General features: G+C 65.8%; 25 protein-coding genes, 1 tRNA gene and 1 pseudogene. 17 read left to right on the top strand and 10 right to left on the bottom strand.

From position 1 onward, the window contains the following. The 4 genes from DCD74_RS12665 to DCD74_RS06870 all read right to left on the bottom strand — a co-directional run bounded on the left by DCD74_RS12665 (position 1) and on the right by DCD74_RS06870 (position 4,884). Entirely contained in the window at positions 1-357 is a 357-nt protein-coding gene (locus DCD74_RS12665) for a hypothetical protein (protein WP_162615929.1), read from the bottom strand. A 155-nt stretch (positions 358-512) separates the two neighbouring features. After that, positions 513-2,870, bottom strand: coding sequence for a phage/plasmid primase, P4 family (locus DCD74_RS06875; protein WP_162615928.1), 2,358 nt, complete (start codon positions 2,868-2,870; stop codon positions 513-515). Positions 2,871-3,142: 272 nt separating this feature from the next. Then, positions 3,143-3,733: a hypothetical protein gene (locus DCD74_RS12660; RefSeq protein ID WP_162615927.1), complete on the bottom strand. Its 591-nt coding sequence runs from the start codon at positions 3,731-3,733 to the stop codon at positions 3,143-3,145. Continuing rightward, on the bottom strand, positions 3,730-4,884 hold the full coding sequence (locus DCD74_RS06870) for a tyrosine-type recombinase/integrase (RefSeq protein WP_112926659.1): 1,155 nt from the start codon (positions 4,882-4,884) through the stop codon (positions 3,730-3,732). Before DCD74_RS06870 ends, DCD74_RS12660 begins: the two co-directional genes overlap by 4 nt. 262 nt (positions 4,885-5,146) lie before the next feature. Between DCD74_RS06870 and DCD74_RS06865 the strand changes: the two genes are divergently transcribed. From DCD74_RS06865 to DCD74_RS06825, 10 genes and pseudogenes are all read left to right on the top strand, one after another. Beyond that, entirely contained in the window at positions 5,147-6,004 is an 858-nt protein-coding gene (locus DCD74_RS06865; RefSeq protein WP_217424237.1) for a GAF domain-containing protein, read from the top strand. A gap of 187 nt (positions 6,005-6,191) precedes the next feature. Further along, complete coding sequence (thrS, locus tag DCD74_RS06860) at positions 6,192-8,099, top strand: threonine--tRNA ligase (RefSeq protein WP_112926658.1); 1,908 nt, start codon at positions 6,192-6,194, stop codon at positions 8,097-8,099. 60 nt (positions 8,100-8,159) lie between these two features. Beyond that, positions 8,160-8,684 (top strand): translation initiation factor IF-3, encoded by a 525-nt coding sequence (infC, locus tag DCD74_RS06855; protein WP_112926657.1) that lies wholly within the window; start codon positions 8,160-8,162, stop codon positions 8,682-8,684. A 269-nt stretch (positions 8,685-8,953) separates the two neighbouring features. After that, positions 8,954-9,151, top strand: coding sequence for a 50S ribosomal protein L35 (gene rpmI, locus DCD74_RS06850; RefSeq protein WP_112926656.1), 198 nt, complete (start codon positions 8,954-8,956; stop codon positions 9,149-9,151). Positions 9,152-9,171: 20 nt separating this feature from the next. After that, positions 9,172-9,522 (top strand): annotated as a pseudogene (rplT, locus tag DCD74_RS12935) (50S ribosomal protein L20); the annotation flags it as partial. Between the two features lie 87 nt (positions 9,523-9,609). Beyond that, complete coding sequence (locus DCD74_RS13175; protein ID WP_237049694.1) at positions 9,610-9,924, top strand: helix-hairpin-helix domain-containing protein; 315 nt, start codon at positions 9,610-9,612, stop codon at positions 9,922-9,924. 142 nt (positions 9,925-10,066) lie between these two features. After that, positions 10,067-11,077 carry a phenylalanine--tRNA ligase subunit alpha gene (gene pheS / locus DCD74_RS06840; RefSeq protein WP_112926654.1) on the top strand — a complete coding sequence of 337 codons (1,011 nt, stop codon included), beginning with the start codon at positions 10,067-10,069 and terminating at the stop codon, positions 11,075-11,077. 59 nt (positions 11,078-11,136) lie between these two features. After that, the gene (gene pheT / locus DCD74_RS06835) at positions 11,137-13,512 is read left to right on the top strand and encodes a phenylalanine--tRNA ligase subunit beta (RefSeq protein WP_112926653.1); all 2,376 of its coding nucleotides are present in this window, start codon (positions 11,137-11,139) and stop codon (positions 13,510-13,512) included. 4 nt (positions 13,513-13,516) lie between these two features. After that, complete coding sequence (locus DCD74_RS06830) at positions 13,517-13,813, top strand: integration host factor subunit alpha (protein ID WP_112926652.1); 297 nt, start codon at positions 13,517-13,519, stop codon at positions 13,811-13,813. Further along, positions 13,797-14,153: a MerR family transcriptional regulator gene (locus tag DCD74_RS06825; RefSeq protein ID WP_112926651.1), complete on the top strand. Its 357-nt coding sequence runs from the start codon at positions 13,797-13,799 to the stop codon at positions 14,151-14,153. Before DCD74_RS06830 ends, DCD74_RS06825 begins: the two co-directional genes overlap by 17 nt. Before the next feature lie 86 nt (positions 14,154-14,239). Here the strand turns inward: DCD74_RS06825 and DCD74_RS06820 are convergent. Beyond that, positions 14,240-14,316: transfer RNA gene (locus DCD74_RS06820), tRNA-Pro, on the bottom strand. Between the two features lie 61 nt (positions 14,317-14,377). On the opposite strand from DCD74_RS06820, the gene DCD74_RS06815 reads away from it, so the two are divergent. The 7 genes from DCD74_RS06815 to DCD74_RS06785 all read left to right on the top strand — a co-directional run bounded on the left by DCD74_RS06815 (position 14,378) and on the right by DCD74_RS06785 (position 18,235). After that, positions 14,378-14,686 carry a hypothetical protein gene (locus tag DCD74_RS06815; RefSeq protein ID WP_162615926.1) on the top strand — a complete coding sequence of 103 codons (309 nt, stop codon included), beginning with the start codon at positions 14,378-14,380 and terminating at the stop codon, positions 14,684-14,686. Between the two features lie 138 nt (positions 14,687-14,824). Then, positions 14,825-15,109 carry a hypothetical protein gene (locus tag DCD74_RS06810; RefSeq protein ID WP_112926649.1) on the top strand — a complete coding sequence of 95 codons (285 nt, stop codon included), beginning with the start codon at positions 14,825-14,827 and terminating at the stop codon, positions 15,107-15,109. 58 nt (positions 15,110-15,167) lie between these two features. Beyond that, complete coding sequence (locus DCD74_RS06805; RefSeq protein ID WP_174887965.1) at positions 15,168-15,527, top strand: DUF1304 domain-containing protein; 360 nt, start codon at positions 15,168-15,170, stop codon at positions 15,525-15,527. 91 nt (positions 15,528-15,618) lie between these two features. Beyond that, the gene (locus DCD74_RS06800) at positions 15,619-15,909 is read left to right on the top strand and encodes a nuclear transport factor 2 family protein (protein ID WP_217424236.1); all 291 of its coding nucleotides are present in this window, start codon (positions 15,619-15,621) and stop codon (positions 15,907-15,909) included. 87 nt (positions 15,910-15,996) lie between these two features. Continuing rightward, positions 15,997-16,416 (top strand): hypothetical protein, encoded by a 420-nt coding sequence (locus tag DCD74_RS06795; RefSeq protein WP_112926648.1) that lies wholly within the window; start codon positions 15,997-15,999, stop codon positions 16,414-16,416. Positions 16,417-16,510: 94 nt separating this feature from the next. After that, on the top strand, positions 16,511-17,086 hold the full coding sequence (locus tag DCD74_RS06790) for a beta-lactamase hydrolase domain-containing protein (protein WP_112926647.1): 576 nt from the start codon (positions 16,511-16,513) through the stop codon (positions 17,084-17,086). 87 nt (positions 17,087-17,173) lie between these two features. Beyond that, entirely contained in the window at positions 17,174-18,235 is a 1,062-nt protein-coding gene (locus DCD74_RS06785) for a TraB/GumN family protein (RefSeq protein WP_112926646.1), read from the top strand. A gap of 6 nt (positions 18,236-18,241) precedes the next feature. Here the strand turns inward: DCD74_RS06785 and dxs are convergent, their stop codons facing one another. The 5 genes from dxs to DCD74_RS06760 all read right to left on the bottom strand — a co-directional run bounded on the left by dxs (position 18,242) and on the right by DCD74_RS06760 (position 24,284). Then, positions 18,242-20,146, bottom strand: coding sequence for a 1-deoxy-D-xylulose-5-phosphate synthase (gene dxs, locus DCD74_RS06780; RefSeq protein WP_112926645.1), 1,905 nt, complete (start codon positions 20,144-20,146; stop codon positions 18,242-18,244). A 52-nt stretch (positions 20,147-20,198) separates the two neighbouring features. Next, positions 20,199-21,290, bottom strand: a complete 1,092-nt coding sequence (locus DCD74_RS06775; RefSeq protein WP_112926644.1) for a hypothetical protein — start codon at positions 21,288-21,290, stop codon at positions 20,199-20,201. A 110-nt stretch (positions 21,291-21,400) separates the two neighbouring features. Beyond that, positions 21,401-22,057: an HNH endonuclease gene (locus DCD74_RS06770; protein WP_112926643.1), complete on the bottom strand. Its 657-nt coding sequence runs from the start codon at positions 22,055-22,057 to the stop codon at positions 21,401-21,403. Between the two features lie 66 nt (positions 22,058-22,123). Beyond that, positions 22,124-22,453 (bottom strand): PDZ domain-containing protein, encoded by a 330-nt coding sequence (locus tag DCD74_RS06765; protein WP_162615925.1) that lies wholly within the window; start codon positions 22,451-22,453, stop codon positions 22,124-22,126. Between the two features lie 46 nt (positions 22,454-22,499). Further along, positions 22,500-24,284, bottom strand: coding sequence for an acyl-CoA dehydrogenase C-terminal domain-containing protein (locus DCD74_RS06760; protein WP_112926641.1), 1,785 nt, complete (start codon positions 24,282-24,284; stop codon positions 22,500-22,502). Positions 24,285-24,305: the final 21 nt, after the last annotated feature.

Here is a 24,305-nt window from a genome sequence, read left to right as displayed (position 1 = left end):
CTAAACCGAACGTGAGTGGAAAGAGGACCTTAGCAACTCGACGTCCCGCTGTCTTGTGCGCCACATCCGCAACAGTTTCGCGTCCGTCGCCTGCCATGGCCGCATCGCGTCGAGCCAATCGCAAAGCTCCCGCCGAATGGTGGAATCAAGCCGGCCAGCGCCGCGTTGCGCATAGACGAAACATTCCATTTTCCACTGCACGTCCAGCGGCAATCCTCGCCACAGCTCTCGATAAGCCCGCATTGCGGCACTCCGCTGGCGCTTTTCTGCATTCCAGAACGTCGTGTTCCCCATGCCCGCATCCTTGTTCGCTTGTCGTGTGACGGTTTCGTCGCTGGGATGACCGAGTTTGGTCACGCATAAGTCATTGGTGTGGTTCTGATTTGGCGGCAACTGACGGTGCTGACTCACGTTCTTGAAAGTCTTCTAAGATGACAATTCCCCAAGACGTTTGCTGAGAAGCCGTCAAACTGTCTCTCCAGTCATCGCGGAATAGGATTTCCCAAAATGGATTACACGAAGTCTGTTGCGGTGATCGTTTTCAGTGTCACTTTGAACCCTCGACTGTGCTGAGTTCGATGGGGGCTGAAGCCATGCGCGGCAAGTGCGCGAGCGAATGCTTGCACTGACACTGGCTGTTTGACACCGGTGTAGCGGACGTAATCGTGCAAGAGCGCCGCAGTGGGGGTGAAACCGCCATGTTCGACGCGGTCCGACAACCACTCGCCTAGCGTGTCGGATTCGGCGCGGTAGGCTTTAGTGGCCTCTTTGACGATGGCCGGTGGCCTAAGACCGGTCCGGTACCAGTCGACGGCACCTTGGACCATCCAACTCAGAATTCCCTCACATTCCTCCAGGAGCTTCTCCAGCAGCTGGGGGTCGCGACTGGCCCGCGGAAAATGCCGTTCGAACGGGAGGAGTTGCAGGCGACGCCACATGCCATCCGAGCCGTCATGAACTTGTGGTTTGTTGTTAGTTCGCAGGAATAACTTGGCGGTGGGCGTGAACTCGAAGGGGTTTCCGTAGAGTCGGCGGGCAGCCATTTTTTCGATGGAGACGAGCTTCTTGATCATTCCGTCGTCGAGCTTGTCGCCAAGACGGGACTCATTGAGCAAAGCCAGACGCTTGCCGACCAGTCGCGCTGTGTCTGGACTTGCAGCGCCAGACTGGCGAGTGCCGGCAGTGATTACCGATGGATCAGCAGTAACTACATAAGTTCCCAGCACGGATCGAATGGCTTCAGCGAATACGCTTTTTCCGTTGGCGCCGCATCCATAGCCGGCCAGCATCGTCTCCTCCCTAGTTTCGCCAGTGAGCGCATAGCCAAAAAATCGTTGGGCGTACGAAATTACCTCGTCAGTTACAAAGATCTCCCTAAGAAACTGGCGCCAGCGCGGGCAATCTGCATCAGACGAGTAGGGAACAGAGGTGCAGTTAGTGGACCGAGTCATGGGGGCGGCGGTTGAAAGGGTGCCGGTGCGCAGATCCACCTCTCCGTTAGGTGTCGAGAGGGACCAATGAACTGCATCCAACTCGCCTTCAGAAATGGTAAGCATTACGGCAGCGGCCTTGAGCACATCCTCCTGCTTCCTGACATCGAGCAGCTTGTAACTGGTCTTCAGTCTCGTCTTCGCTGCAGAATCACCGCCACCAGCGGCCGCGCCATACCGCCTTCCAATTTCAAGGCTGAGCTCTTTCGCAAAAGTCTTGAGAAGACGCCTGATTTCGGTTGAATCTTCCAGCCAGTGAGAGTTCTGCCAGACGTACCACATCCCCCGGCTATACATTGCGCGTCCATCGAGCCAATTAACAAAGCGACAGGCGAGGCCGTCGTCGGAGTTGAAGTTGGGGCAATTTTCTTCATCGGAGTAACCGACAAACGTCAAGAAGTCTTTCAGCGTCACTTCGACGCATCCGCCATGCAGGCAGCGGAAGCCGCGTGCCCTTCCGTTGTAGCCATGAGGCATGTAGACCGTTGAGCTGAGACCGTCCGGGAGGGAGTGATTGGAGTGATTGGGACAGATGACGTCGACCCGGGAGTGAGGGCCGGTACGTCCGTCCGCTTTGATGTACGGACCAATGACTCGTAGAACGGGGTCGTCCGAGGGGTCAGCGTCGCACACGGCCGGCTGACGCTCAGATTGATCCGCAACAATGTTTAAGGACAGCCCATGTCTCAGTTGCTCCAACGTGTAACGCCGGGCCGGATTACAGGCGACTAACTCGACTGGCGTGGGCCATCCCTTGCGATGGATGGATCCAGGGACTCGCATCACACGCGATAGGTTGGAGCAGGAGGCGTCACCGTTGAACTTACGGGCAAGCTCTCGCTGGATTTTGGTGAACAGCGCCGGCTCGCAGTTCTTTACCAACCAGTACGCGTGTGCGCCGCCGCCGCCACTACTGACCACGATGGAGGGTGCAGGCCAATCGGGCGGCATCGGATCCGTATCGTGGTGCCGGCCCTCCAAAGCGAATCGAATGGCACGTTCGCATGCTTCGTCGCTCTCGAAATCCTTCCTGTCGATGTCGACGAAGTGTGCGCGTACGCGATTGATGCTTGCATCGTCTTGCCCTCCCTCATTGATCACCATGAAGGCTGCGCGACCTTGTTCGTCGCACCAGATCAGGAATGCGGCGAGCTCGGTAACCCCTTTGCGATGCTTTCCTGCCGGGCCGTTGCGACCAGTCTCTGCAAACGTTCGAAATTCGAACTGGGAAGCATCCGGATCAATCGCCTTTGCGAAGGCGATGGCTTGGGCGGCTGGGGTCGCAGGTGTCGCGCCGGAAGGCTCGCCGTGGTGAGGCGTGTGTCCTGAGTGGTTCCGGCTCGGTTGGATGGAGGATCGCAGCGAATCATCAGCGGCCATGATTCGCAGTCTCCTGCTCACTACCATCTGTGACGCGGGCGCCTAGCGTGTCAAGCGAGTCTATGTAGACGTAGCGTCGATTGCCGAGCTTGAACGTTTCAAGCATGCCAGATTGCGCAAGTTCGAACGCTACAGTGCGTGAGATGTTTCGGGCGGCGGTTGCTTCCACCAAGCCTGCGAATAGGCGAGGGACTAGACTGCTGGTCATGTTGATTCTCCTGGCCCGTGCGGTGTTGCTCGGACCTTCGGAGCCCAGATTGGTAGGCCCAGAGTTAGTCGTCGCCGGTACCAATTGCCGGTTTTTTTGCAGCCCCCCTTCGCGTGCGCATGCCGTCGCGTTGCAGCGTAAAGGCTTGATCTTCGGTATATCCGGCGCGCAACAACGCATCTTTGAGTTGGCGCTCCCAGCCGTTTCGCTTAACTATGGCGCGAAAGGTAGGGTGACCATTCGTCATCTCGGTGGTCGACTTGGGTACTTCGATCATTTCCAGTAGCGCTCGAGCTTCAGATGGAGAGGGAGGACGCTTTCTTGAGGGGAGAGGTCGGCTCGTTTCTATGGCCTTCTGAATCATCAATGACCTCAGCTTCAACGCAGCGGATGGGAGGTGGCTGTCTGTCGAGAACCGCGGGAATGCCTCGAGCCAGTCCGCAGCGCGCAGTTCGACGGGTCGTGTACGGGAGCATCCCCGATAAAACGCTGAGACTCTCGCCTCGTGCTTCTTTCGAGTCCGGCTGTCTTTGGCGTTGATCGATTGGTCAATGGAACACTTCAGCGCGGCCGCCAACGATTTGGTGAGCGTCCAGCTTGGGCGCAAGCAAAAGATCTCCACCAACTGGTCGATCGTCAGGTCGTGGCTGCTCACAGGGCCAAGCCAGCCAAGGCAGCAGCGGCACGATCATTGCGCAAGTGGCCGTAATGCCTCTCGATCATGCGAACACTCGTGCCACTGATCTGCGCCACCGTCAGCAAGTCCAAACCTTCGGTGACCAAGTCCGTAATCGTGGAATGACGAAGCGTGTAGGCGGTTGTCTCGGGCGACAGGTTGGCGGTCTTGGCCGCCTTCTTGATGGGCCCCTTCCAAGCATCCTTGTCCCAGGCGCGACCGCTGCCGCGGTCAAAGAGCGGGGCATTGGCTTTCCTCTTTCCTGCCATAGACCCGAGCAGTTCAGCGGTAGCGTCAGGTAGCAGGATGCGCCGGTCTGCATTCGCCTTGTCGTGCTCGATGAGTAGCGTCTTCGCGCGTTGGTCGAGGTCGCCTACCCGCAGAGCCGCAAGCGCGCCTGGCCGGATAGGCAGCAGGCAAAGTCCGCGGCAAAATGCTGCAGCCACGGGATCCTCGCCAAGTGCGTCGAGTAGCGCTCGACGCTGGCTCTTGTCCAAGTACAAATGACGCCTGCCTCGTGCCTCGGCCGGCTTCATCGCCTGTTGCCAGGCAAGCGTAGTGGTCACCTCTCCCCGGCGAAAAGCAGCATTGAGAGCGGCACGGAGGGCGACCATATCGCGATTGATGGTGGCTGCTGACCGCTGGCGAGTGGTGGTCTTGTCGTCTTTCGTGCGGCTGACTACCGCAGGCAGTTTTTCCAGCCGGCGGCGCCACTCCCGAACGTGGTGTTCGCGTAATTTCTGGAGTTTGATGCTGGCGATCGGGTCGTCATAGACGTACCTGGGAAAACGCTTGGCGGCATCTGCGTTGGAGGCTGCGTACTTCTCGCAAGCTTGCTTGACCGTGAGATCCTCCTCGGATCCGCCGTGCGAAAGGTGCCGGAACCAGTCCCGTGCCTGCTGCGATGCTGCGCTGAAGCGTTCGCTGTCGGTCAGATGGCCAAAATCACCCAACGCCCTCAAGGGCTTTCGGCCCGTGTCCGGGTCGTAGTAGCGGGCGATCCACGTGCCTCCCTTTCCGATCTTCGATGGACGGAATCCGAGGAACTGTCCAGTGGCCAGCTTGTGCCAATAAGGCTCGCGTTGAGGCTGCAGCCGATCACGATTGCGTACGGTACTAAGATCCGCCATGAGGTAGTGCGTTCCGCGTGCTTCAAGGGGAGTACGGAAAAAGTACGGAAAGCATATGCGGATGTCTAGGGGTTCGTGCGCATACAGAACAAATACATACGGAAGGTATGAATGTATGCGGACGCCATTTCCCGTCCTTGACATGGTAGGGGTCACAGGTTCGAACCCTGTACCGCCCACCACATACGTGGACTAGACGGCGCGGCCTCCGGGTTGCGCCGTTCTTGTTTTCGAGCCACTGCCGGGGATTCCGATGATCGAGATGCCGCCTCTGCGCCCGGATTCATCGGCCCTTCCGCTGCGCCCGCTCCGCATCATCGGGTTCGTGGTCCCGGCGGCGAGTGACCGCAACGGCGTGATCCAGGCCGAACTGGACGGCGAGCCGGGTGCCGCATGGCTCGCGGCATTCAAGGCGCAATCCGATGCCCTGAAGGCCCGCCACGACCTCGACCAGATCCGCGTGGTCGGCCATGTCATCAACCTGCTCGGCGTACCGCCCGACCAGCGTCCCGTGGCCGATGACCTGCGCGCCATCGTGCACCGGGTGTCGCGGATGGCGATCGAGCGCCATGTGCTCGGCAACGATGTGGCGGCGGATACCGGTTCCGTAGTCGATGTGGCCGCCCGCATCGCCGGCCTGGAAGAAGCGCTCCGCCGCGACGTCGAGTCCGTCAGCCGTATCGCCGCGGTGCCGGCCATCCTGGAGGCGATGGCGCGCAGCACCGGCATGCGCTTCGGGGCCGTCGCGCGCGTCACCGAGGCGCGCTGGACGGCCTGCGCGGTGTATGACGATGTCGCCTTCGGCCTGCTGCCCGGGCAGGACCTGGTGCTGGAAACCACCATCTGCAACGAAATCCGCCAGAACGGCCAGATGGTGGCCTTTGACGACGCGCGGAGCAGCGAGACCTTCCGTGACCACCCGACGCCCGCCCGCTACGGCTTCCGCAGCTACATCTCCATCCCGATCTCGCGGCCGGACGGCACGTTCTTCGGCACCCTCTGCGCCATCGACCCGGAACCGGCGCGGCTCGATGCCGCCACGCTCGCGGCGCTGCGTTCCTTCGCCGAGCTGATCGGCCGCGAACTGGGCAATGAAGAAGAGGCGGGCGCGCCGGCTTGACCCGGAAAGCCCGCCAAACTAAGGTGATCCGGCATCCCGCAGCAGACAGGTGGCCCGCGGAAACGCCGGCCGAGTGTGCGACATGAGCACTACCCGCCACCCCGACTGAACCGCCGACGCACTCCAATGATGGAAGGCGCTTCGGCGCCTTTTCGCGTTGTCCGCTTCCGAATTTCCTGATACCCACATGATCGCCATCACGCTCCCCGACGGCTCGCGCCGCGAATTCGAACACCCCGTTTCCGTTGGCGAGGTTGCCGCGTCCATCGGCGCCGGCCTGGCCAAGGCCGCTTTGGCCGGCAAGGTCGATGGCGACCTCGTCGACCTCTCGCACCGCATCGATCACGATGCCGAACTGGCCATCGTCACCGACAAGTCGCCCGAAGCCCTCGACGTGCTGCGCCACTCCACGGCGCACCTCCTGGCGCAGGCCGTCCAGCGCCTGCATCCGGGCGCGCAGGTGACCATCGGGCCCGTCATCGACAACGGCTTCTATTACGACTTCGCCTACGAGCGTCCGTTCACGCCCGAGGACCTGCCGGCCATCGAGGCCGAGATGCAGAAGATCGTGAAGGAGGCGCATCCGGTGGCGCGCTCGGTGATGACGCGCGACGAGGCGGTCAGGTTCTTCCGCGACATGGGCGAGGAATACAAGGCCGAGATCATCGAGTCGATTCCGGCCGACCAGGCGCTTTCGCTCTACAAGCAGGGCGAATTCACCGACCTCTGCCGCGGCCCGCACGTGCCCGGCACCGACAAGCTGCGCGCCTTCAGGCTGATGAAGGTGGCCGGCGCGTACTGGCGCGGCGACAGCAACAACCAGATGCTGAGCCGCATCTACGGCACCGCGTGGTTGAACGACAAGGACCTCAAGGCCTACCTGACCCAGATCGAGGAAGCCGAGAAGCGCGACCATCGCAAGATCGCCAAGGCGCAGGACCTGTTCCACCTGCAGGAAGAAGGCCCCGGCCTGGTGTTCTGGCACCCCAAGGGCTGGTCGATCTGGCAGGTGGTCGAGCAGTACATGCGCAAGGTCTACCGCGAGACCGGCTATGGCGAGGTGCGCTGCCCGCAGATCCTCGACGTTTCGCTGTGGCAGAAATCCGGCCACTGGGACAACTACCAAGACAACATGTTCTTCACCGAGTCGGAGAAGCGCACCTACGCGCTGAAGCCGATGAACTGCCCCGGCCACGTGCAGGTGTTCAACCAGGGCCTGCACAGCTACCGCGACCTGCCGATCCGCTACGGCGAATTCGGTGCCTGCCACCGCAACGAGCCCTCCGGCGCGCTGCACGGCATCCTGCGCGTGCGCGGCTTCACCCAGGACGACGGCCACATTTTCTGCACCGAAGAGCAGATCGAGTCCGAAGTGCGCGCCTTCCACGGGCAGGCGCTCAAGGTCTATTCGGATTTCGGCTTCAGCGACATCCAGATCAAGATCGCGCTGCGACCGGAATCGCGGCTGGGCGATGACGCCACCTGGGACAAGGCCGAAGCCGCGCTGCGTTCGGCGCTGGCCGGCGCCGGCGTCGAGTGGGAGGAGCTGCCGGGCGAGGGCGCCTTCTATGGCCCGAAGATCGAGTACCACCTGAAGGACGCCATCGGCCGCACCTGGCAGCTGGGCACGATGCAGGTGGATTTCATGATGCCGAGCCGCCTCGGCGCCGAATACATCGACGAACACAGCCAGAAGCGCCATCCGGTGATGCTGCACCGGGCCATCGTGGGCTCGATGGAGCGCTTCATCGGCATCCTCATCGAGCACCACGCCGGCCAGTTCCCGGCCTGGCTGGCCCCGGTCCAGGCGGTGGTGATGAATATCACCGACGCGCAGGCCGATTATGTCGCCGAGGTCCGGAAAACCCTTGCAGATCAAGGCTTCCGGGTGGCCGACGATTTGCGGAACGAAAAAATCGGCTATAAGATTCGCGAGCACACGCTGCAGCGCGTGCCGTACCTGCTGGTGGTCGGTGACCGCGAGAAGGAAAACGGCCACGTCGCGGTGCGCACGCGCGGGGGCGAGGATCTGGGCAGCATGACCGTCGAAGCCTTCGCCGCGCGCCTCGCGGGCGAGCACGTCCCGTCCGCGTGAGCACAGCCCGGTCCGCCCTGCGAAAGGCGGGCCGGCACGATTCCCTCCGGAGATTGACACATCAGCACCAACGACCAGAAACAGAACCGCAAGAACCATGAAATCCGCGTGCCGCGCGTGCGCGTGATCGGCAGCGACGGCGAGATGATCGGCGTGCTTTCGCGCGACGAAGCGCTGGAAAAGGCGGAAGAGGAAGGGCTCGACCTGGTCGAGATCCAGCCCAACGCCGAGCCGCCGGTCTGCAAGATCATGGACTTCGGCAAGTTCAAGTTCGAGCTGCAGAAGAAGGCCAACGAGGCCAAGAAGAAGACCAAGCAGCAGGAAATCAAGGAGCTGAAGTTCCGCCCCGTCACTGATGAAGGCGACTACCAGATCAAGCTGCGCAACATGCGCCGTTTCCTGGAGGAGGGCGACAAGGTCAAGGTCAACATCCGCTTCCGTGGCCGCGAGATGAGCCACCAGGAACTGGGCCGCGAGATGGCTTCGCGCATCGAGCAGGACCTGGGCGAAGACATCGTCATCGAATCGCGTCCGCGCCTTGAGGGCCGGCAGATGGTGATGATGATCGCGCCGAAGAAGAAGTAGGCCGCGACATCGCGGAATCGACGCCGGGCCTGGCCCGGCGTCTTCGTTTCAGGGCCCGGATTGCACGCAGGGCCGAAAACCCCCATACTTGCCGGCTCCCGGTTTGCCGGGAGTGGCTGTATTTTTGATTGGACCCGCCGCATTTTCCTTTTGGATCAGCGGCTTACAAGCGGGTCAGGGCAGGACGGAAAGAGCATCGCGCAGTCTTCGGGTCGCGCAGGATGCCGCCTTGACCAGTCGAATAAACAACCTGACAGGACATCACCACCATGCCGAAGATTAAATCGCATCGTGCGGCCGGCAAGCGGTTCAAGAAGACCGCGAGCGGCAAGTTCAAGCGTGGCAGCGCCAACCGCAGCCACATCCTCACCAAGAAGGCCACGAAGCGGAAGCGCAACCTGCGCCAGCCGCATTACGTGTTCGCAGGCGACGCCGGCCGCATCGCGCGCCAGCTGCCCTACGCCTGATACCTGAGGAGAACTGAGAAATGGCACGAGTCAAGCGTGGCGTCACCGCACGACGCCGTCACAAGAAAATCCTGAGCCAGGCGAAGGGCTACTACAACGCCCGCCGCAAGGTCTTCCGCGTCGCCAAGCAGGCGGTCACCAAGGCGCAGCAGTACGCCTACATCGGCCGCAAGCTGAAGAAGCGCCAGTTCCGCAGCCTGTGGATCGCGCGTATCAACGCCGCGTCCCGCATGTACGGCCTGTCGTACAGCCGCTTCATGAACGGCCTGCTGAAGGCCGGCATCACCCTTGACCGCAAGGTCCTGGCCGACATCGCCGCCCACGACATCAAGGGCTTTGGCGATCTGGCCGAGGCTGCCGGCAAGGCGCTGAACATCGAAATCACCCGTCCGGCCACGCTGCCGAACTTCGTCCCCGAGGCCAAGCCGGCCAAGGCGAAGAAGGCCGCCAAGGCTCCGGTGGCCGAAAAGGCCGCACCGGCCGCCAAGAAGGCGCCGGCCAAGAAGGCTGCCAAGGGCGACGACCTGAAGATCATCGAGGGCATCGGCCCGAAGATCGCCGAAGTCTTCAATGACGCCGGCATCGTGAGCTTCCAGGACCTGGCCAACGCCGACGTGGCCAAGCTGCGCGAGATCCTCGACGCCGCCGGCAGCCAGTTCGCCGCGCACGACCCGACCACCTGGCCGCAGCAGGCCGAATTGGCCGCTGCCGGCAAGATGGACGAGCTGAAGGTGCTCCAGGACGAACTGCAGGGCGGCCGCGAGGCCGAGTGATCCCCGGCAGGCGAGCAATCGCCTGACTCTGCGGAACGAAACAGGCGGGGAAGGGCGAGAGTCCTTCCCCGTTTCCATTTGCGAAACACCATGGCGAGGCGGCTTCGGCCATGCCTGCCGCCCACCGGGTTAACCTCTGCCGATGAGCGAAATCGAATCCCTGCAAACCGAGGCGCTGGCCGCCATCGCCGCCGCCGACGCGCCCGACGCGCTGGAAGCGCTGCGCGTGTCGCTGCTCGGCAAGTCCGGCCGCCTGACCACGCAACTGAAGTCGCTGGGCGCGCTGCCGCCCGAAGCGCGCAAGCCGGCCGGCGAAGCCATCAACCGCGCGCGCGATGCCATCACCGACGCGCTGTCCACGCGCAAGGACGTGCTGGAATCCGCCGCGCTCGACGCGCGCCTGGCGTCGGAATCCATCGACATCACCCTGCCGGGCCGCGATGCGGAAGCCGGCACGCTGCACCCGGTGAGCCGCACGCTGGAACGCATCGAAACGATCTTCGCCGGGCTGGGCTACGAGCTGGCGCAGGGGCCGGAGATCGAGGACGACTGGCACAACTTCGAGGCGCTCAATTTTCCGCCGCACCACCCGGCGCGTGCGATGCACGACACGTTCTACTTCCCGGACGGCCGCCTGCTGCGCACGCACACCTCGGGCGTGCAGGTGCGCTACATGCTGGACCACGTGCGCGCCGGGCAGGAACCGCCGCTGCGGATGATCGCCGCCGGCAAGGTCTATCGCAGCGATTCCGACCAGACCCACACGCCGATGTTCCACCAGGTCGAAGGCCTGCTGGTGGACGAGCACGCCAGCTTCGCCGACCTCAAGGGCACGCTCGCGGCCTTCGTGCAGGCGTTCTTCGGGCGCGAGTTCGAGATGCGCTTCCGCCCGAGCTACTTCCCCTTCACCGAGCCGTCGGCGGAAGTGGACATCGCCTGGGCGCAGCCCGACGGCAGCCAGCGCTGGCTGGAAGTGCTGGGTTGCGGGATGGTGCATCCGAACGTGCTGCGCAACGTCGGCATCGACCCGGAGCGCTACACCGGCTTCGCCTTCGGGCTGGGCGTGGAGCGCTTCGCCATGCTGCGCGAAGGCGTGGACGACCTGCGCAGCTTCTTCGAGAACGACGTGCGCTTCCTGCGCCGCTACGCCTGACCTTCGAACACGATTTCCGTCACGCCACGGCGCGACGGCCGCACCGGAATGCATGACCGATGAAATTCCCCGAAAACTGGCTCCGCGAACACATCCGCACCGAGGCCGACCGTGACGGACTGGCCGCCGCGCTGACCGCGATCGGGCTGGAAGTGGAAGAGCTCACGCCGCTCGGCGAAGGGCTGGACAAGGTGGTGGTGGCGCAGATCGTCAGCGCGGCCCGCCACCCGGAAGCCGACCGCCTGCAGGTCTGCGAAGTGGATGTCGGCGCGCAAGGGCGGCTGCAGATCGTCTGCGGCGCACCGAACGCGCGTGCGGGGCTGAAGGCGCCGCTGGCGATGGTCGGCGCGAAGATCGGCGAGATCACCATCAAGGCCGCCAAGCTGCGCGGCGTCGAGTCCAGCGGCATGCTGTGTTCGGCGAAGGAACTCGGTATCGATGCCGATGCTTCCGGCCTGCTGGAACTGCCGGACGACGCGCCGGTCGGCACGCCGCTGGCCGATTACCTGGGCCTGCCGGACGCCAGCATCGAACTGAAACTGACGCCGAACCGCGCCGACTGCTTCGGCATCCGCGGCATCGCCTACGACGTGGCCGCCGCGACCGGCAGCGAAGTGGTGGCGATGGAGGTCGGCGAAACCGCATCGACCATCGACAGCGTGCTGCCGGTGACGCTGGCTGCCGGTGCCGACGCGCCGCGTTACGTTGGCCGCGTGATCGAAGGCGTGGATGCCGCGGTCAGGACGCCGCTGTGGATGGCCGAGCGCCTGCGCCGCAGCGGCATCCGCCCGGTGAGCTTCCTGGTGGATGTGACCCAGTACGTGATGTTGGAACTGGGCCAGCCGATGCACGCGTTCGACCGTGCGCTGCTGAGCGGCCCGGTGGGCGTGCGTCGCGCGCGCAGGGGCGAGGCGCTGAAGCTGCTCGACGGCCGCGACGTCACCGTGGACGAAGACTTCCTGCTGATCACCGACGCCGACCGGCCGGTGGCGCTGGCGGGCGTGATGGGCGGGTTCGACACCCGCGTGACCGATGCGACCCGCGATGTGTTTCTGGAAGCCGCGCATTTCGCGCCGTCGGCGATCATCGGGCGCTCGCGCAAGCTGGGCCTGCACACCGACGCCGCGCACCGCTTCGAGCGCGGCGTGGATCCGGAACTGCCGCGCATCGCGGTGGAGCGCGCGACGCGCCTGATCCTCGACATCGCCGGCGGCCAGCCGGGCCCGGTGGTGGAAGCGGCGAACATCGCCGACCTGCCCAAGCCGGCCGCGATCACGCTGCGGCGTGCGCGCATCGCGCGGGTGCTGGGCATCGACATCGCCGATGCGGAAGTCGAACGCATCCTGCGCGCGCTCGGCCTGGCGGTGGAAGCGGATGCCGATGGCTGGCAGGTGACGCCGCCGGCGCGCCGCTTCGACATCGCCATCGAGGAAGACCTGATCGAGGAGATCGCGCGCATCCACGGCTACGACCGTATCCCCGTGCAGCTGCCTTCGGGGCCGGCGCGCGTGGTGGCACCGAGCGCCGACCGCGTCGCCGATGCCGACCTGCGCCGCCAGCTGGCCGCGCGCGACTGGCAGGAAGCGCTCAATTACGCCTTTGTCGATGCCGGCCTGCTGGCGAAGTGGCAGCTGCAAGGCGGCGTGGCGCTGGCCAATCCGCTCAGCGCCGAGCTGGGCGTGATGCGCCCGATGCTGCTGCCGGGCCTGGCCGCAGCGCTGGCCCGCAATGTCGCGCGCCAGCAATCGCGGGTGCGCCTGTTCGAGATCGGGCGGGTGTTCGATGTGCCTGCGGTCGCGGGTGACGCGCCGCTGGAGACGCCGCACATCGCCGGCATCGCCTGCGGCAGCGCGCGCGCCGAGCAATGGGGCGGCGCCGATCGCGGCGTCGATTTCCACGATCTCAAGGGGGATGTCGAATCGCTGGCGGCGCTGGCGAACGCCACGCTGGAATTCCGCCGCTCGGCCGAGGCCTTCGGGCACCCGGGTCGTTCCGCCGACATCTGGCGCGACGGCGCGCGTATCGGCTGGATCGGCGAACTGCATCCGCGCCTGCGTGCGGCGATGGATATCGACGTGCCGGCCATCGGTTTCGAGCTGGATCTGGCGGCGCTGTCCCGTCGGGCGCCAGCACGCGCCGAAGCGTCATCGAAATACCCCTCGGTCCGCCGAGACCTGTCGTTGCTGGTGCCGGAAGCGGTCAGCTGGCAGGCGTTGTCGGACGCCGTCCGCGCGGTCGCCGGGCCCGGTCTGCGCGAGGTGCGGCTGTTTGACCGCTACGTCGGCAAGGGCGTCGATTCAGGTTTCAAAAGTCTCACTATGGGCTTGATTTTGCAGGAAGAATCACGCACCCTCACTGAGCGCGAAGTGGACGATGTGGTGGCAGGCGTGATCGCTACGCTGGCCCGCGACCACGGCGCAACGATCAGGGGATAGTGCGATGGCGTTGACCAAGGCAGAGATGGCCGAGCGTCTTTACGACGAAGTCGGCTTGAACAAGCGCGAGGCGAAGGAATTCGTCGACGCGTTCTTCGACACCCTGCGCGAAGGGCTCGAAGGCGGCCGCCAGGTCAAGCTCTCGGGGTTCGGCAATTTCGATCTCCGCCGCAAGAACCAGCGCCCCGGTCGCAACCCGAAGACCGGCGAGGAAATCCCGATCACCGCGCGCACGGTGGTGACCTTCCGCCCCGGACAGAAATTGAAGGAGCGCGTGGAGGCCTATGCTGGACCCAGGTAGCAACAAGGAACTCCCGCCGATCCCGGCCAAGCGCTACTTCACCATTGGTGAGGTCAGCGAGCTGTGTGACGTCAAGCCGCACGTGCTGCGCTACTGGGAGACCGAGTTCCCGAGCCTGACGCCGGTCAAGCGCCGCGGCAACCGCCGCTATTACCAGCGCCACGACGTGCTGATGGTCCGCCAGATCCGCGGCCTGCTGTACGAGCAGGGCTACACCATCGGTGGCGCGCGCCTGCGCCTGGAAGGCGATAGCGGCAAGCAGGAATCCGCGATGTCGAGCCAGATCATCCGGCAGGTGCGGCAGGAGCTCGAGGAAGTGCTGCAGCTGCTGAGGCGCTGAGGCAGTCCGGGCGGTCGCGGCACCCAAAGAAAAACCCTTGATCGCTCAAGGGTTTTTTCGTTTCCGGAGGTGGCCGGATATATGGATGGTCGGGGTAGCCGGATTCGAACCGACGACCACTTGTCCCCCAGACAAGTGCGCTACCAGGCTGCGCTATACCCCGAGTGGCGCGCATTATAGACGATGCGCGGCGTGGGGACGCCGCACGCAACCCGGGGAAAGCGATGGGAAATGTCGGGGTCACAGCAGTGCTGGTCGTGGCGCTGGTGCTGCCGGTCGCGCTGTTCTGGTGGATGAAGTCGCGCACGCGCCTGCACGGGCTGGCGGCGGGCGCCATCGCGGTCGGGGTGGGCTGGGCGCTCAACATCGCGTGGGCGATGGCCGGGCAGGGCGCGATGCCGGGCGATGCCGCGCCGATGGAGGGCGACCCGGTGTCCATCGCCACGGCGCTCGGTTGGGCCTGCCCGACGGTGCTGGTCCTGCTGGCATGGCTGGCCTGGCACTTGAAGCATCGGCGTACGCGGGCCGCCTGAGGTTCTGGATTACGCGGCTTCCGTGGCATGCCGGAGGGCTTGCCGTTACGCTGGGCCGCGCCACGCGATCCGTGGTGACATCCGCCATGAACCCCGGCGCGAACCCGCCGCCGGCCTGCACGGAACACGCGCCGCCCCATGAATCCCACCCTCGTCATGATCTTCTTCTTCGCCACCGCGCCGATCGCGTTGATGCCGAGCATCATTTCGCTGCTGACCCGGCACCGGTCGCGCTGGCCCATCGTCGCGGTCAACCTGGCGTTGTGGACGCTGATCTTCTTCGCCGCTCGCAGCTTCAGCATCGGCACATCGGAAAAGTTCCAGCTGCCGACGCTGCTGGCGCTGGCGATGTGGCTGGTGCTGCTGGGCTTTTCCATCCGCAGCCCGTCGCGGCAGGACGCGCGCGCATCCCGAACGCCTTGATCGACAGGCATCGCAACCCGACTGGCGACATGCGTCCGGCGTGAACCAGGAGGTGTCCATGCAACCCATCGCCCAGATCGCGGTCGCGCTGGTGGCGCTCATCCACGTCTACATCCTGGTGCTGGAGATGTTCCTGTGGACCCGGCCGGCCGGCCGCAAGGCGTTCGGGCTGTCGCAGGAATTCGCGATGCAGACCCGCGTGCTCGGTGCGAACCAGGGCCTCTACAACGGGTTCCTCGCGGCGGGCCTGCTGTGGAGCCTGTTGCCGCGGCCCGAGAGCTTCGCGTTCAAGTGTTTCTTCCTGGGCTGCGTGCTGGTGGCGGGCCTGTATGGCGCGGCGACCGCCAGCCGCAAGATCCTGTTTGTGCAGGCGGTTCCGGCGGCGATCGCGTTGGCGCTGGTGCTGCTGTCGCGGTGAGCGGCTGAAGACGCATCCCCATGGTCACGCAGACACCCGCCGATATCGCCATCGAATTCCTGCGGATGTGCGCGAGGCGTATGCGCGTCACGTGGCCGATGGCTTCATCCATCCCAACGCGTGGTTTCCGGCTGACCGGCAGTCGCTGCTCGACGCGATGGAAGCGAGCGCGCGTGCGGAGCCCGACAAGGTGTTTGAGGTGATGCAGGTGGTGGAGGGCGGAAGCCGCGTCGCCGTGCTGTCGCGCCTCAGGCGGCCGACAGCCGGTGCGGAATACGCCGTCGTGCATATCCTGCGTTTCGAGGCGGGCAAGCTGGTGGAGATGTGGGATGTCGGCCAGGAAGTGCCGAAGGATTCGCCGAACGCACGCGGCATGTTCTGAGCCGGCGCGGCTGGACGCGGGAAGCTGATCGCGCGCCTCCGGCCGGAGGCGACCATGCAACGAATCAACGGGAAGGGGAGATCCACGATGTCGATCTTGAGGACGATTCTGGCCGTGCTGCTCGGCCTGGTGCTGGGCAGCGTGGTGAACATGGCGCTGGTGATGGCAAGCGGGCACGTCATTCCGCCACCGGCGGGCGCTGACATGACCACCGCCGAAGGCATCCGCGCGGCGCTGCCGCTGCTTGAGCCGAAGCATTTCCTGTTTCCGTTCCTGGCGCATGCGCTGGGCACGCTGGTGGGTGCGTTCGTCGCGGCCAGGATCGCGCGTGACCACCGGCTGTTCGCCGCGATGATCGTCGGCGTGTTCTTCCTCTGCGGCGGGATCATGGCGGCGCGGATGATCCCGGCGCCGACATGGTTCATCGCCGCCGACCTGCTGCTGGCGTACATCCCGTTCGCGTGGCTCGGCCATCGGCTGGCGGCGAAGGGCAAGTGCGCGGCCTGACGGTTTGCATGCGCTGGGTGGCGCCGCGCAAACCGGCATCGCCCGGGCTGACTATGATGGGGCCGGCACGAACGTCCCCCATCGGAGCCCGAGAATGAAACCGCATCTTCCCGTTCTATCCCTGATCACCTTCGCGCTGCTCGCGGGTTGCGCGCAGCCTGCCGTGCAACAGGAGGCCAAGACCATGCCCATGGCCGCATCGTCCACCACCGCTTCCGGCGTGCTGCTGCACCAGCCGCGCGCCGGCCTGTACAGCGCCGGCCAACCCGAGGCGGGCGACTGGTCGGGCATCGCCAAGCTGGGCGTCGGCACCGTCATCAACCTGCGGCCGGAAGGCGAGATGGCGGGGCGCGATGAAGCCGCCGAAGTCCGCGCCGCCGGCCTTCGCTACATTGAAATCCCGGTCGCCAATGCCGATGCGATCACGCCCGACAATGCCCGCAAGCTGCACGAGGCGATCGGCAGCGCGAAAGGCGCGCCGGTGCTGATGCATTGCGCCTCGGCCAACCGCGCCGGCGGCCTGCTGGCGCTGGCGATGGTCACCGAGCACGGCATGGACCGCGAGGCCGCGCTGGCATTCGGGCGCAAGGCGGGCATGAAGAGCACCGAAGCCAAGGTGCGCGAAGTGCTGGATGCGCTGCCGGCAGGCGCCAAGACCGGCGAGAAGTAAGAGCCGCACGGCGGCTTCGTCATCGCGCACGGGAACCGGACCGCGCGATCACGGTCGAAGCCGCTTCAACCAAGAAAGGATGCACGGATGCACAAGCTGGCACGCGGCAGATGGATGGTGGCGATGGCTCTGGCCGCGCCGATGTGGGCGAACGCGGCGACATCGCCGCAATCCGTGGAGGCTGCGCCCGCATCGCCGCCCGCCGTGGTCGAGGCGATGGCCGATGACGGCCGCATCCTCGACCGCGTGGAGGTGGTGGCCGGCGTGCAGCCCGGCCCGCGCATGTGGCGGGTGCGCAAGGGCGACCATGTGATGCACGTGCTGGCCACGGTGAGGCCACTGCCGAGCCGGATGAGCTGGGACGGCGATTACGTGCAGGGCGTGATCGCGCGATCGCAGGAATACATCCTGCCACCCGACCTCTCGATCACCGCGAATGTGGGCCTGTTCAAGGGGCTGACGCTGCTGCCGGCGCTGCGCCGGACGATCAAGAACCCGGATGGCAAGACGCTGAAGGACGTGCTGCCGCCCGCCTTGTACGCGCGCTTCAGCGCCGCCCGCCAACATTACCTGCCGCGCGAAAAGGGCATCGAGGACAGGCGCCCGTTCATGGCCGCCGAGCAGCTCTACCAGGCCGCGTTGAAGCAGAACGGACTGGGCGGGCGGCCGGTGGTGACGCCGGTGTTGAACGAAGCGGTCAAGCGCCACGGCCTGAAGATGACGGATACCGGCATCACGCTCAAGCTCGACGACCCGAAGGCGGTGATGGTCGAAGTGCAGCGCGGCCATTTCGACGATGTGCGTTGCCTGCGGCAGACGCTCGACAGCATGGATCGCGAACTGCCGGTCGTCGCGCGACGCGCGAATGCGTGGGCCACCGGCGACATCGCCACCCTGCGTGCGTTGGTGGGCAAGGCCAGTGACGGCCAAGGCGATTGCCTGAGCGCGCTCACCGAGATGGACTTCGCCCGCAAGCACGGCATCAGCAACGTGCCGCAGCGCCTGCGCGCGCAGTGGCTGGCTGCGGTGGAGGCGGCGCTGTCACGCAACGCCTCGACCTTCGCCATGCTGCCGCTGTCGCAGGTGGTGGGGCCGGACAACTACCTCGACGCATTGCGCGCCAAGGGCTACGAAGTCATCGAGCCCTGAGGCGCGTCAGGCGTTGCCGGCGCGCCGCGCTTCGGTGGCCGCCGGAAAGCGCCGGGTCACCACCGCGCGGATGCCGTCGGCGTCCAGTCCGGCTTCGGCCAGCAGGTCTTCGCGGCTGGCGTGGTGCTGGAAGGCATCCGGCAGGCCCAAGTGCAGCACGGGCATGACGATGCCGGCTTCGGCCAGCAGTTCGGCCACGCCGGAACCCGCACCGCCGGCCACCACGTTGTCTTCCAGGGTGACGAAGCCTTCGTGGGTCTGCGCCAGTTCAAGGATCAGCGCGCGGTCGAGCGGCTTGACGAAGCGCATGTTGATGACGGTGCAGCCGAGTTCCTCGCCCACCTGTTGCGCCGCCGGCACCAGTGCGCCGAACGCGAGCAGGGCGATGCGGTGGCCACGGCGCTTCACCTCGGCCTTGCCGATCGGCAGCATGTCCAGCGCGTCGCCGGCTGCGATGCCGGTGCCCGACCCGCGCGGGTAGCGCACGGCGGCCGGACCTTCGTACTTGAAGCCGGTGCTGAGCATGGCGCGGCATTCGCGCTCGTCGGCCGGCGCCATCACCACCATATTGGGCACGCAGCGTAGGTAGCTCATGTCCAGGTTGCCGGCGTGCGTCGCGCCGTCCGGGCCGACCACGCCGCCGCGGTCGATGGCGAACAGCACGTCGAGCTTCTGGATGGCCACGTCATGCACCAGCTGGTCGTAGCCGCGCTGCAGGAAGGTGGAGTAGATCGCGACGACCGGCTTCGCGCCTTCGCAGGCCATGCCCGCGGCCAGCGTGATCGCGTGCTGCTCGGCGATGGCGACATCGAAATAGCGGCTCGGGTATTCCTTGCTGAAGCGCACCAGCCCGCTGCCTTCTCGCATCGCCGGGGTGATGGCGAGCAGCCTGTCGTCGGCGGCCGCCATGTCGCACAGCCAGTCGCTGAAGACGTCGGTATAGGTCGGCTTCTTGACCGCGCCCGGCTTCGACACCATGCCCACTTCCGGGTCGAACGGCGACACCGCGTGGTAGCCGATCTGGTCGGCCTCGGCGCGTTCGTAACCCTTGCCCTTGGTGGTGATGACGTGCAGCAGCTGCGGACCCTTGAGGCCCTTCAGCGTCTTGATGGTTTCGAGCAGTGCGGTGGTGTCGTGGCCGTCGATGGGGCCGGTGTAGTGGAAGCCCATTTCCTCGAACAGGGTGGAGGGCACGAACATGCCCTTCCAGTGCTCTTCCCAGCGGCGCACGAAGCGCGCGGGCGGGGCGTTCTTGTCGCCGAGCAGCTTCTTGCCGCCTTCGCGCAGGGCGTTGAGCGTGCGGCTGCCGGTGGCGCGGCCGAGCATGCGGGTCAGGCCGCCGACCGCCTCGCTGATCGACATGCGGTTGTCGTTGAGGATGACCAGGATGTCCGGCTCCTCGTCCATGCCGCCTGCATGGTTGAGCGCCTCATAGGCCATGCCGGCGGTCATCGCGCCGTCGCCGATCACCGCGACCACCTTGCGGTCGCTGCCGGCGTGTCTGGCGGCGATGGCCATGCCCAGCGCGGCACTGATCGAAGTGGACGAATGGCCGACGCCGAAGGTGTCGAACTCGCTTTCCTCGCGCTTCGGAAACGGCGCCACGCCGTCCTTCTGCTTGACCGTGTGGATGCGGTCGCGGCGGCCGGTGAGGATCTTGTGCGGGTAGGCCTGGTGGCCGACATCCCAGACGATGCGGTCGTCGGGCGTGTTGTAGAGGTAGTGCAGGACGGTGGTCAGCTCGACCACGCCCAGGTTGGCGCCGAAGTGGCCGCCGGACTTGCCGGCGGATTCGATGAGGTAGTCGCGCAGCTCGTCGGCGACGGCGCGCACTTCGGTTTCGTCGAAGCGGCGCAGGTCGGCCGGGGAGTCGATGCGCGACAGGCGCGGATAACGGGTCGAATCGATCATGGCCGTATTTTACGGTCGTGACGATGCGGTTGCGTGTGGCCCGGGTGAACCCTCAGCGGCGCTTGAGGCCGAACAGCCCGCTGCGCGGCGGTTCCGCGACCGGCGGCGGTTCCGGCAGCACCTGTTCGGTGAGCCCGCTGGCCAGGCCGGCATTGATGAAGTCGGCGACTTCCGCAGCGCTGACGTTGGCTGCGACGGCGATTTCCTGCACGGTCGCCGGGCCTTTCATCATCGCGGTGGCGATGCGGAAATGCTTCGGGAATTCGCGCTCGGTCTGCAGCCATTTGGTCAGGCGGTAGCGGCCGTCCGCATCCAGGTGTGGCAGCAGCGCGCCCTTGCCTTCCAGCAGGCCGCCGAACCATGCCAGGCGGGAAAGCGGCTGCGCCTGGCCGCCGGCTTCGGCCTGCCAGGTGGCGTCATCGACCGCCTTGAAATCAGACTCGCTGACCGTGCCTTCGAAATAGCCTTCGAGCGGCTTGAGGATGGCCGGGCCGTGGTACTGGCCGGCGGCGCCATCGATCAGTAGCGCCGGGCCGCCGTCGCGCTGGTAGCGCACGCGCTTCGACAGGCGACCCGCCTGCAGCCAGTCGGCCAGCACGGGGTCGCGCGCCGGCACCCGTGCCGGCAGGGGTTCGGGTTGGATGGCGGGCGTGGCCAGCACCTCGGCCGGGGCCGGCGAGGGTGCTTCTTCCGGCAGCACATCGGCCGGGGCGGGCGCGGGCGTCAGGCCGTGCGGTGTGGCGGCGGCGGGCTTGGATGCAGGCGCGGGCTTCGCTGCGGGCGCGGCGGGTTTCGCTGCTTCGGCGGCGGGCGCGACGACCGGCTTGGGCGCCTGCGCGGTGCCGATGCCCAGTTCCTTCAACAGTGCGTCGAGTGCGTTGGCATCGGCCGGGCGGTCCAGCCGGTAGTCGGTCTGGGTGCGCGGGGACGAGGTGTAGCCGATGACCTTGCGGCCGGCGTTGTGCAGCTGCATCCAGCTCATCGGGCCGTACAGGCTGTCCATGTCGACGACGACGATGTCGGCCTCGCCGTTTTCCACCAGCCGCAGGTCAAGACCGAGGCGCCCGACCGCCTGGCTGAAAGCCTGTGTCAATTCAGCCTGCGTGTTGCGGTCCATCCCGGTGAAACCCAGCGTGCTGGTCATGCGGCGTCATCCCCTGTTGTGACCACCCGAGTGTAGCGGAGTGATGCCGGATGGGCGTGCGCGGGTGTGCCGGCCGTCGCGGTTTGTGGAATCGGCATCCTCGCCCGTGGTCAGGCGAGTGCGCGACGCGGCTTCTTCGGCATCTGCGCCTGCAGGAATTCCATCTGGTCGGCGAGGATGTGGCGGTTCGACAGGATCAGGTGCTCGATCCAGCTCGGCCGGTACGGCACGGCGAGCAGCGGCATCCCCGCCTGCTGCGGCGTGCGGTTGCTCTTGCGCGAATTGCAGTGGAAGCAGGCGCTGACCACGTTCTCCCAGACATCACGGCCGCCTTTCGATACCGGCAGCACGTGGTCGCGGGTCAGGTGCTGGCGCGAAGGGCGCTCGCCGCAGTACAGGCACAGGTGGGCGTCGCGGGCGAACAGGGATGCGTTGGTGAGCGCGGGCGTGGGGTCGATGGCGCGGCCGCGTGCGTGGCCGCGCGCCGCGATGATCGGGTGCAGGGCCAGCCGGCTTTGCTCGCCGGTCATCCGCGAGGTGCCGCCGTGGACGGTCAGGCAGGACTCGCCCAGCGTCCAGGCGACGGCATCGCGGGCGTAGAGGCAGGCGGCGTCCTGCCAGCGGATCCAGTCGAGTGCGCGGCCATGGGCATCGAGCGCGAGGAAGCGCAGGGAGCCAGGGCGGGACGCGGGGAGAAAATGCGGAACGTCCGGGCTCGCACCGGAGCCGGCACCGATCAGGTCGAGCATTTCGCTGCGTGTACCCATCGGAAAGACAGGTTATACGCCTTTGATGACGATTGTGTAACCCGCCTTCGCGGGCCGGTGCCCGGGTCAGATCGTGAGGGTCAGGAACTGGCCGTTGCGGCGCAGGCGGTAGGTGCGCGGCACGCCCTTCTTCAGCGACCGCCAGTACGACAGCACCTTGAGTGCGCGCTCGCCCGGCACGCGCTGGCTGTTGACCTGCAGGATCTCGTCGCCGGCCCGCACCGGGCAGTCTGCGCCGGCCTTCGGGGTCACCTTCGACACCACCACCTTGTCCACCAATGGATTGAGCGGGAAGCCGCGATAGCTCGGCTTGAGCGCGATGTCGCACACGGCCGCCATCGACACTGCGGGGAGCAACGCGAGGCAGATCAGCAGGAAGAGGGAACGAAGCCGCATCGACATGCATTCACCGGGAGTGGCCGGCGCGAAGCCGGCATGCCCGTCAATCGAAGGCATCCGCCGTGAGCGTCATCAGGTTGCCGGCGCCGCTTTCGATGGCCGCCTTGTGCATCAGCGTGCGCGGCAGGATGCGGGCGAAGTAGAAGCGCGCGGTCTCGCGCTTGCCTTCCTTGGCCGCCGCCGACAACGCGGAACCTTCGCAGGCGACCACGCTGCGGGCCCACCAGTAGGCCAGCGCGACGTAGCCGGAATAGAACAGGTAGTCCCAGGCCGCGCCGCCGACTTCTTCCGGATCACGCGATGCGGATTGGCCGATCTGCTCCGACAGCGCCTGCCATTCGCCGAGCTTGGCGACCAGATCGGGCAGCAGCCCGGCGAGCGCGGGATTGGCGGCTTCGCGCTGGCAGAAGGCGTGCGCTTCCTTGAGGAAGGCGCGCAGGCCGGCGCCCTTCAGCTGCAGCAGCTTGCGCCCGACCAGGTCGAGCGCCTGTACGCCGGTGGTGCCTTCATAGAGCGTGGTGATGCGGGCGTCGCGCGCGAGCTGTTCCATGCCGTGCTCGGCGATGTAGCCGTGGCCGCCGAAGCACTGCAGCGCGTGGGAGGTGCATTCGTTGCCCCATTCGGTCAGACAGGCCTTGACGATGGGGGTGAGGAAGCCGACCAGCGCATCGGCTTCGGCACGCTCGGCTTCATCGGCGCCATGTTGCGCGATGTCGACGTTGAGGAAGGCGTGATAGGCGAGCAGGCGGCCGCCTTCGACCAGCGATTTCTGCGTCAGCAGCATCCGCCGCACATCGGGGTGGACGATGATCGGGTCGGCCGGTTTTTCCGGGAATTTGGGGCCGGACAGCGCACGCATCTGCAGGCGTTCGCGGGCGTAGCGCAGCGCGTTCTGGTAGGCGCGATCGGCCAGGCCCAGGCCCTGCAGGCCGACCGCGAGCCGCGCGGTGTTCATCATCACGAACATCGCCATCAGGCCCTTGTGCGGTTCGCCGACCAGCCAGCCCTGGGCGTCATCGAAATTCATCACGCATGTGGCGGAGCCGTGGATGCCCATCTTGTGTTCCAGCGCGCCGCAGCGGAGCGTGTTGCGCTCGCCCATCGCGCCGTCTTCGCCGACCTTGAACTTGGGCACGACGAACAACGAGATGCCGCGGCTGCCGGTCGGTGCGTCGGGCAGCTTGGCCAGCACCAGGTGGACGATGTTCTCCGCCATGTCGTGCTCGCCGGCGGTGATGAAGATCTTGGTGCCGTTGATGGCGTAGCTGCCGTCGCCGTTGGGCGTGGCGCGCGTGCGCAGCAGGCCCAGGTCGGTGCCGGCGTGCGGCTCGGTCAGGCACATGGTGCCGGTCCAGCGGCCTTCGACGAGGGGCTTGAGGAAGGTTTCCTGCTGCCATTCGCTGCCGTAATGCAGCAGCGCCTCGGTGGCGCCGTGCGAGAGCAGGGGGAAGTTGCCCCAGGCGAGGTTGGCGGCATCGATCATTTCCTTGATCGCCGCGCCCAGCACGTGCGGCATGCCCTGGCCGCCGAATTCCGCCGGCGCGTTGAGGCCCGGCCAGCCGCCTTCGACGAACTGGCGGTAGGCGGCGGCGAAACCTTCGGGCGTGGCGACATCGCCGGTCGCCTTGTCGAAGGTGCAGCCGCGGTCGCCGATGGCGTTGAGCGGCGCCAGCACCTGGGTGGTGAAGCGCGCGCCTTCTTCCAGCACCGCATCGACCAGTTCGCGGTTGACCTCGGTCTGGCCGAGGCGGGCAAGGACGGATTCGACATCCAGCACATCGAACAGGTCGAAGCGGATGTCGTCGAGCGGGGCGCGGTACTGGCTCATGCGTGGGTGTCTTTCAAAGTG

The sequence above is a fragment of the Lysobacter oculi genome, assembly GCF_003293695.1.
Classification (GTDB): Bacteria; Pseudomonadota; Gammaproteobacteria; order Xanthomonadales; family Xanthomonadaceae; genus Solilutibacter; species Solilutibacter oculi.
The sequence above is the reverse complement of the archived record's forward strand: the minus strand, read 5'-3'. Positions and strand labels throughout refer to the sequence as shown.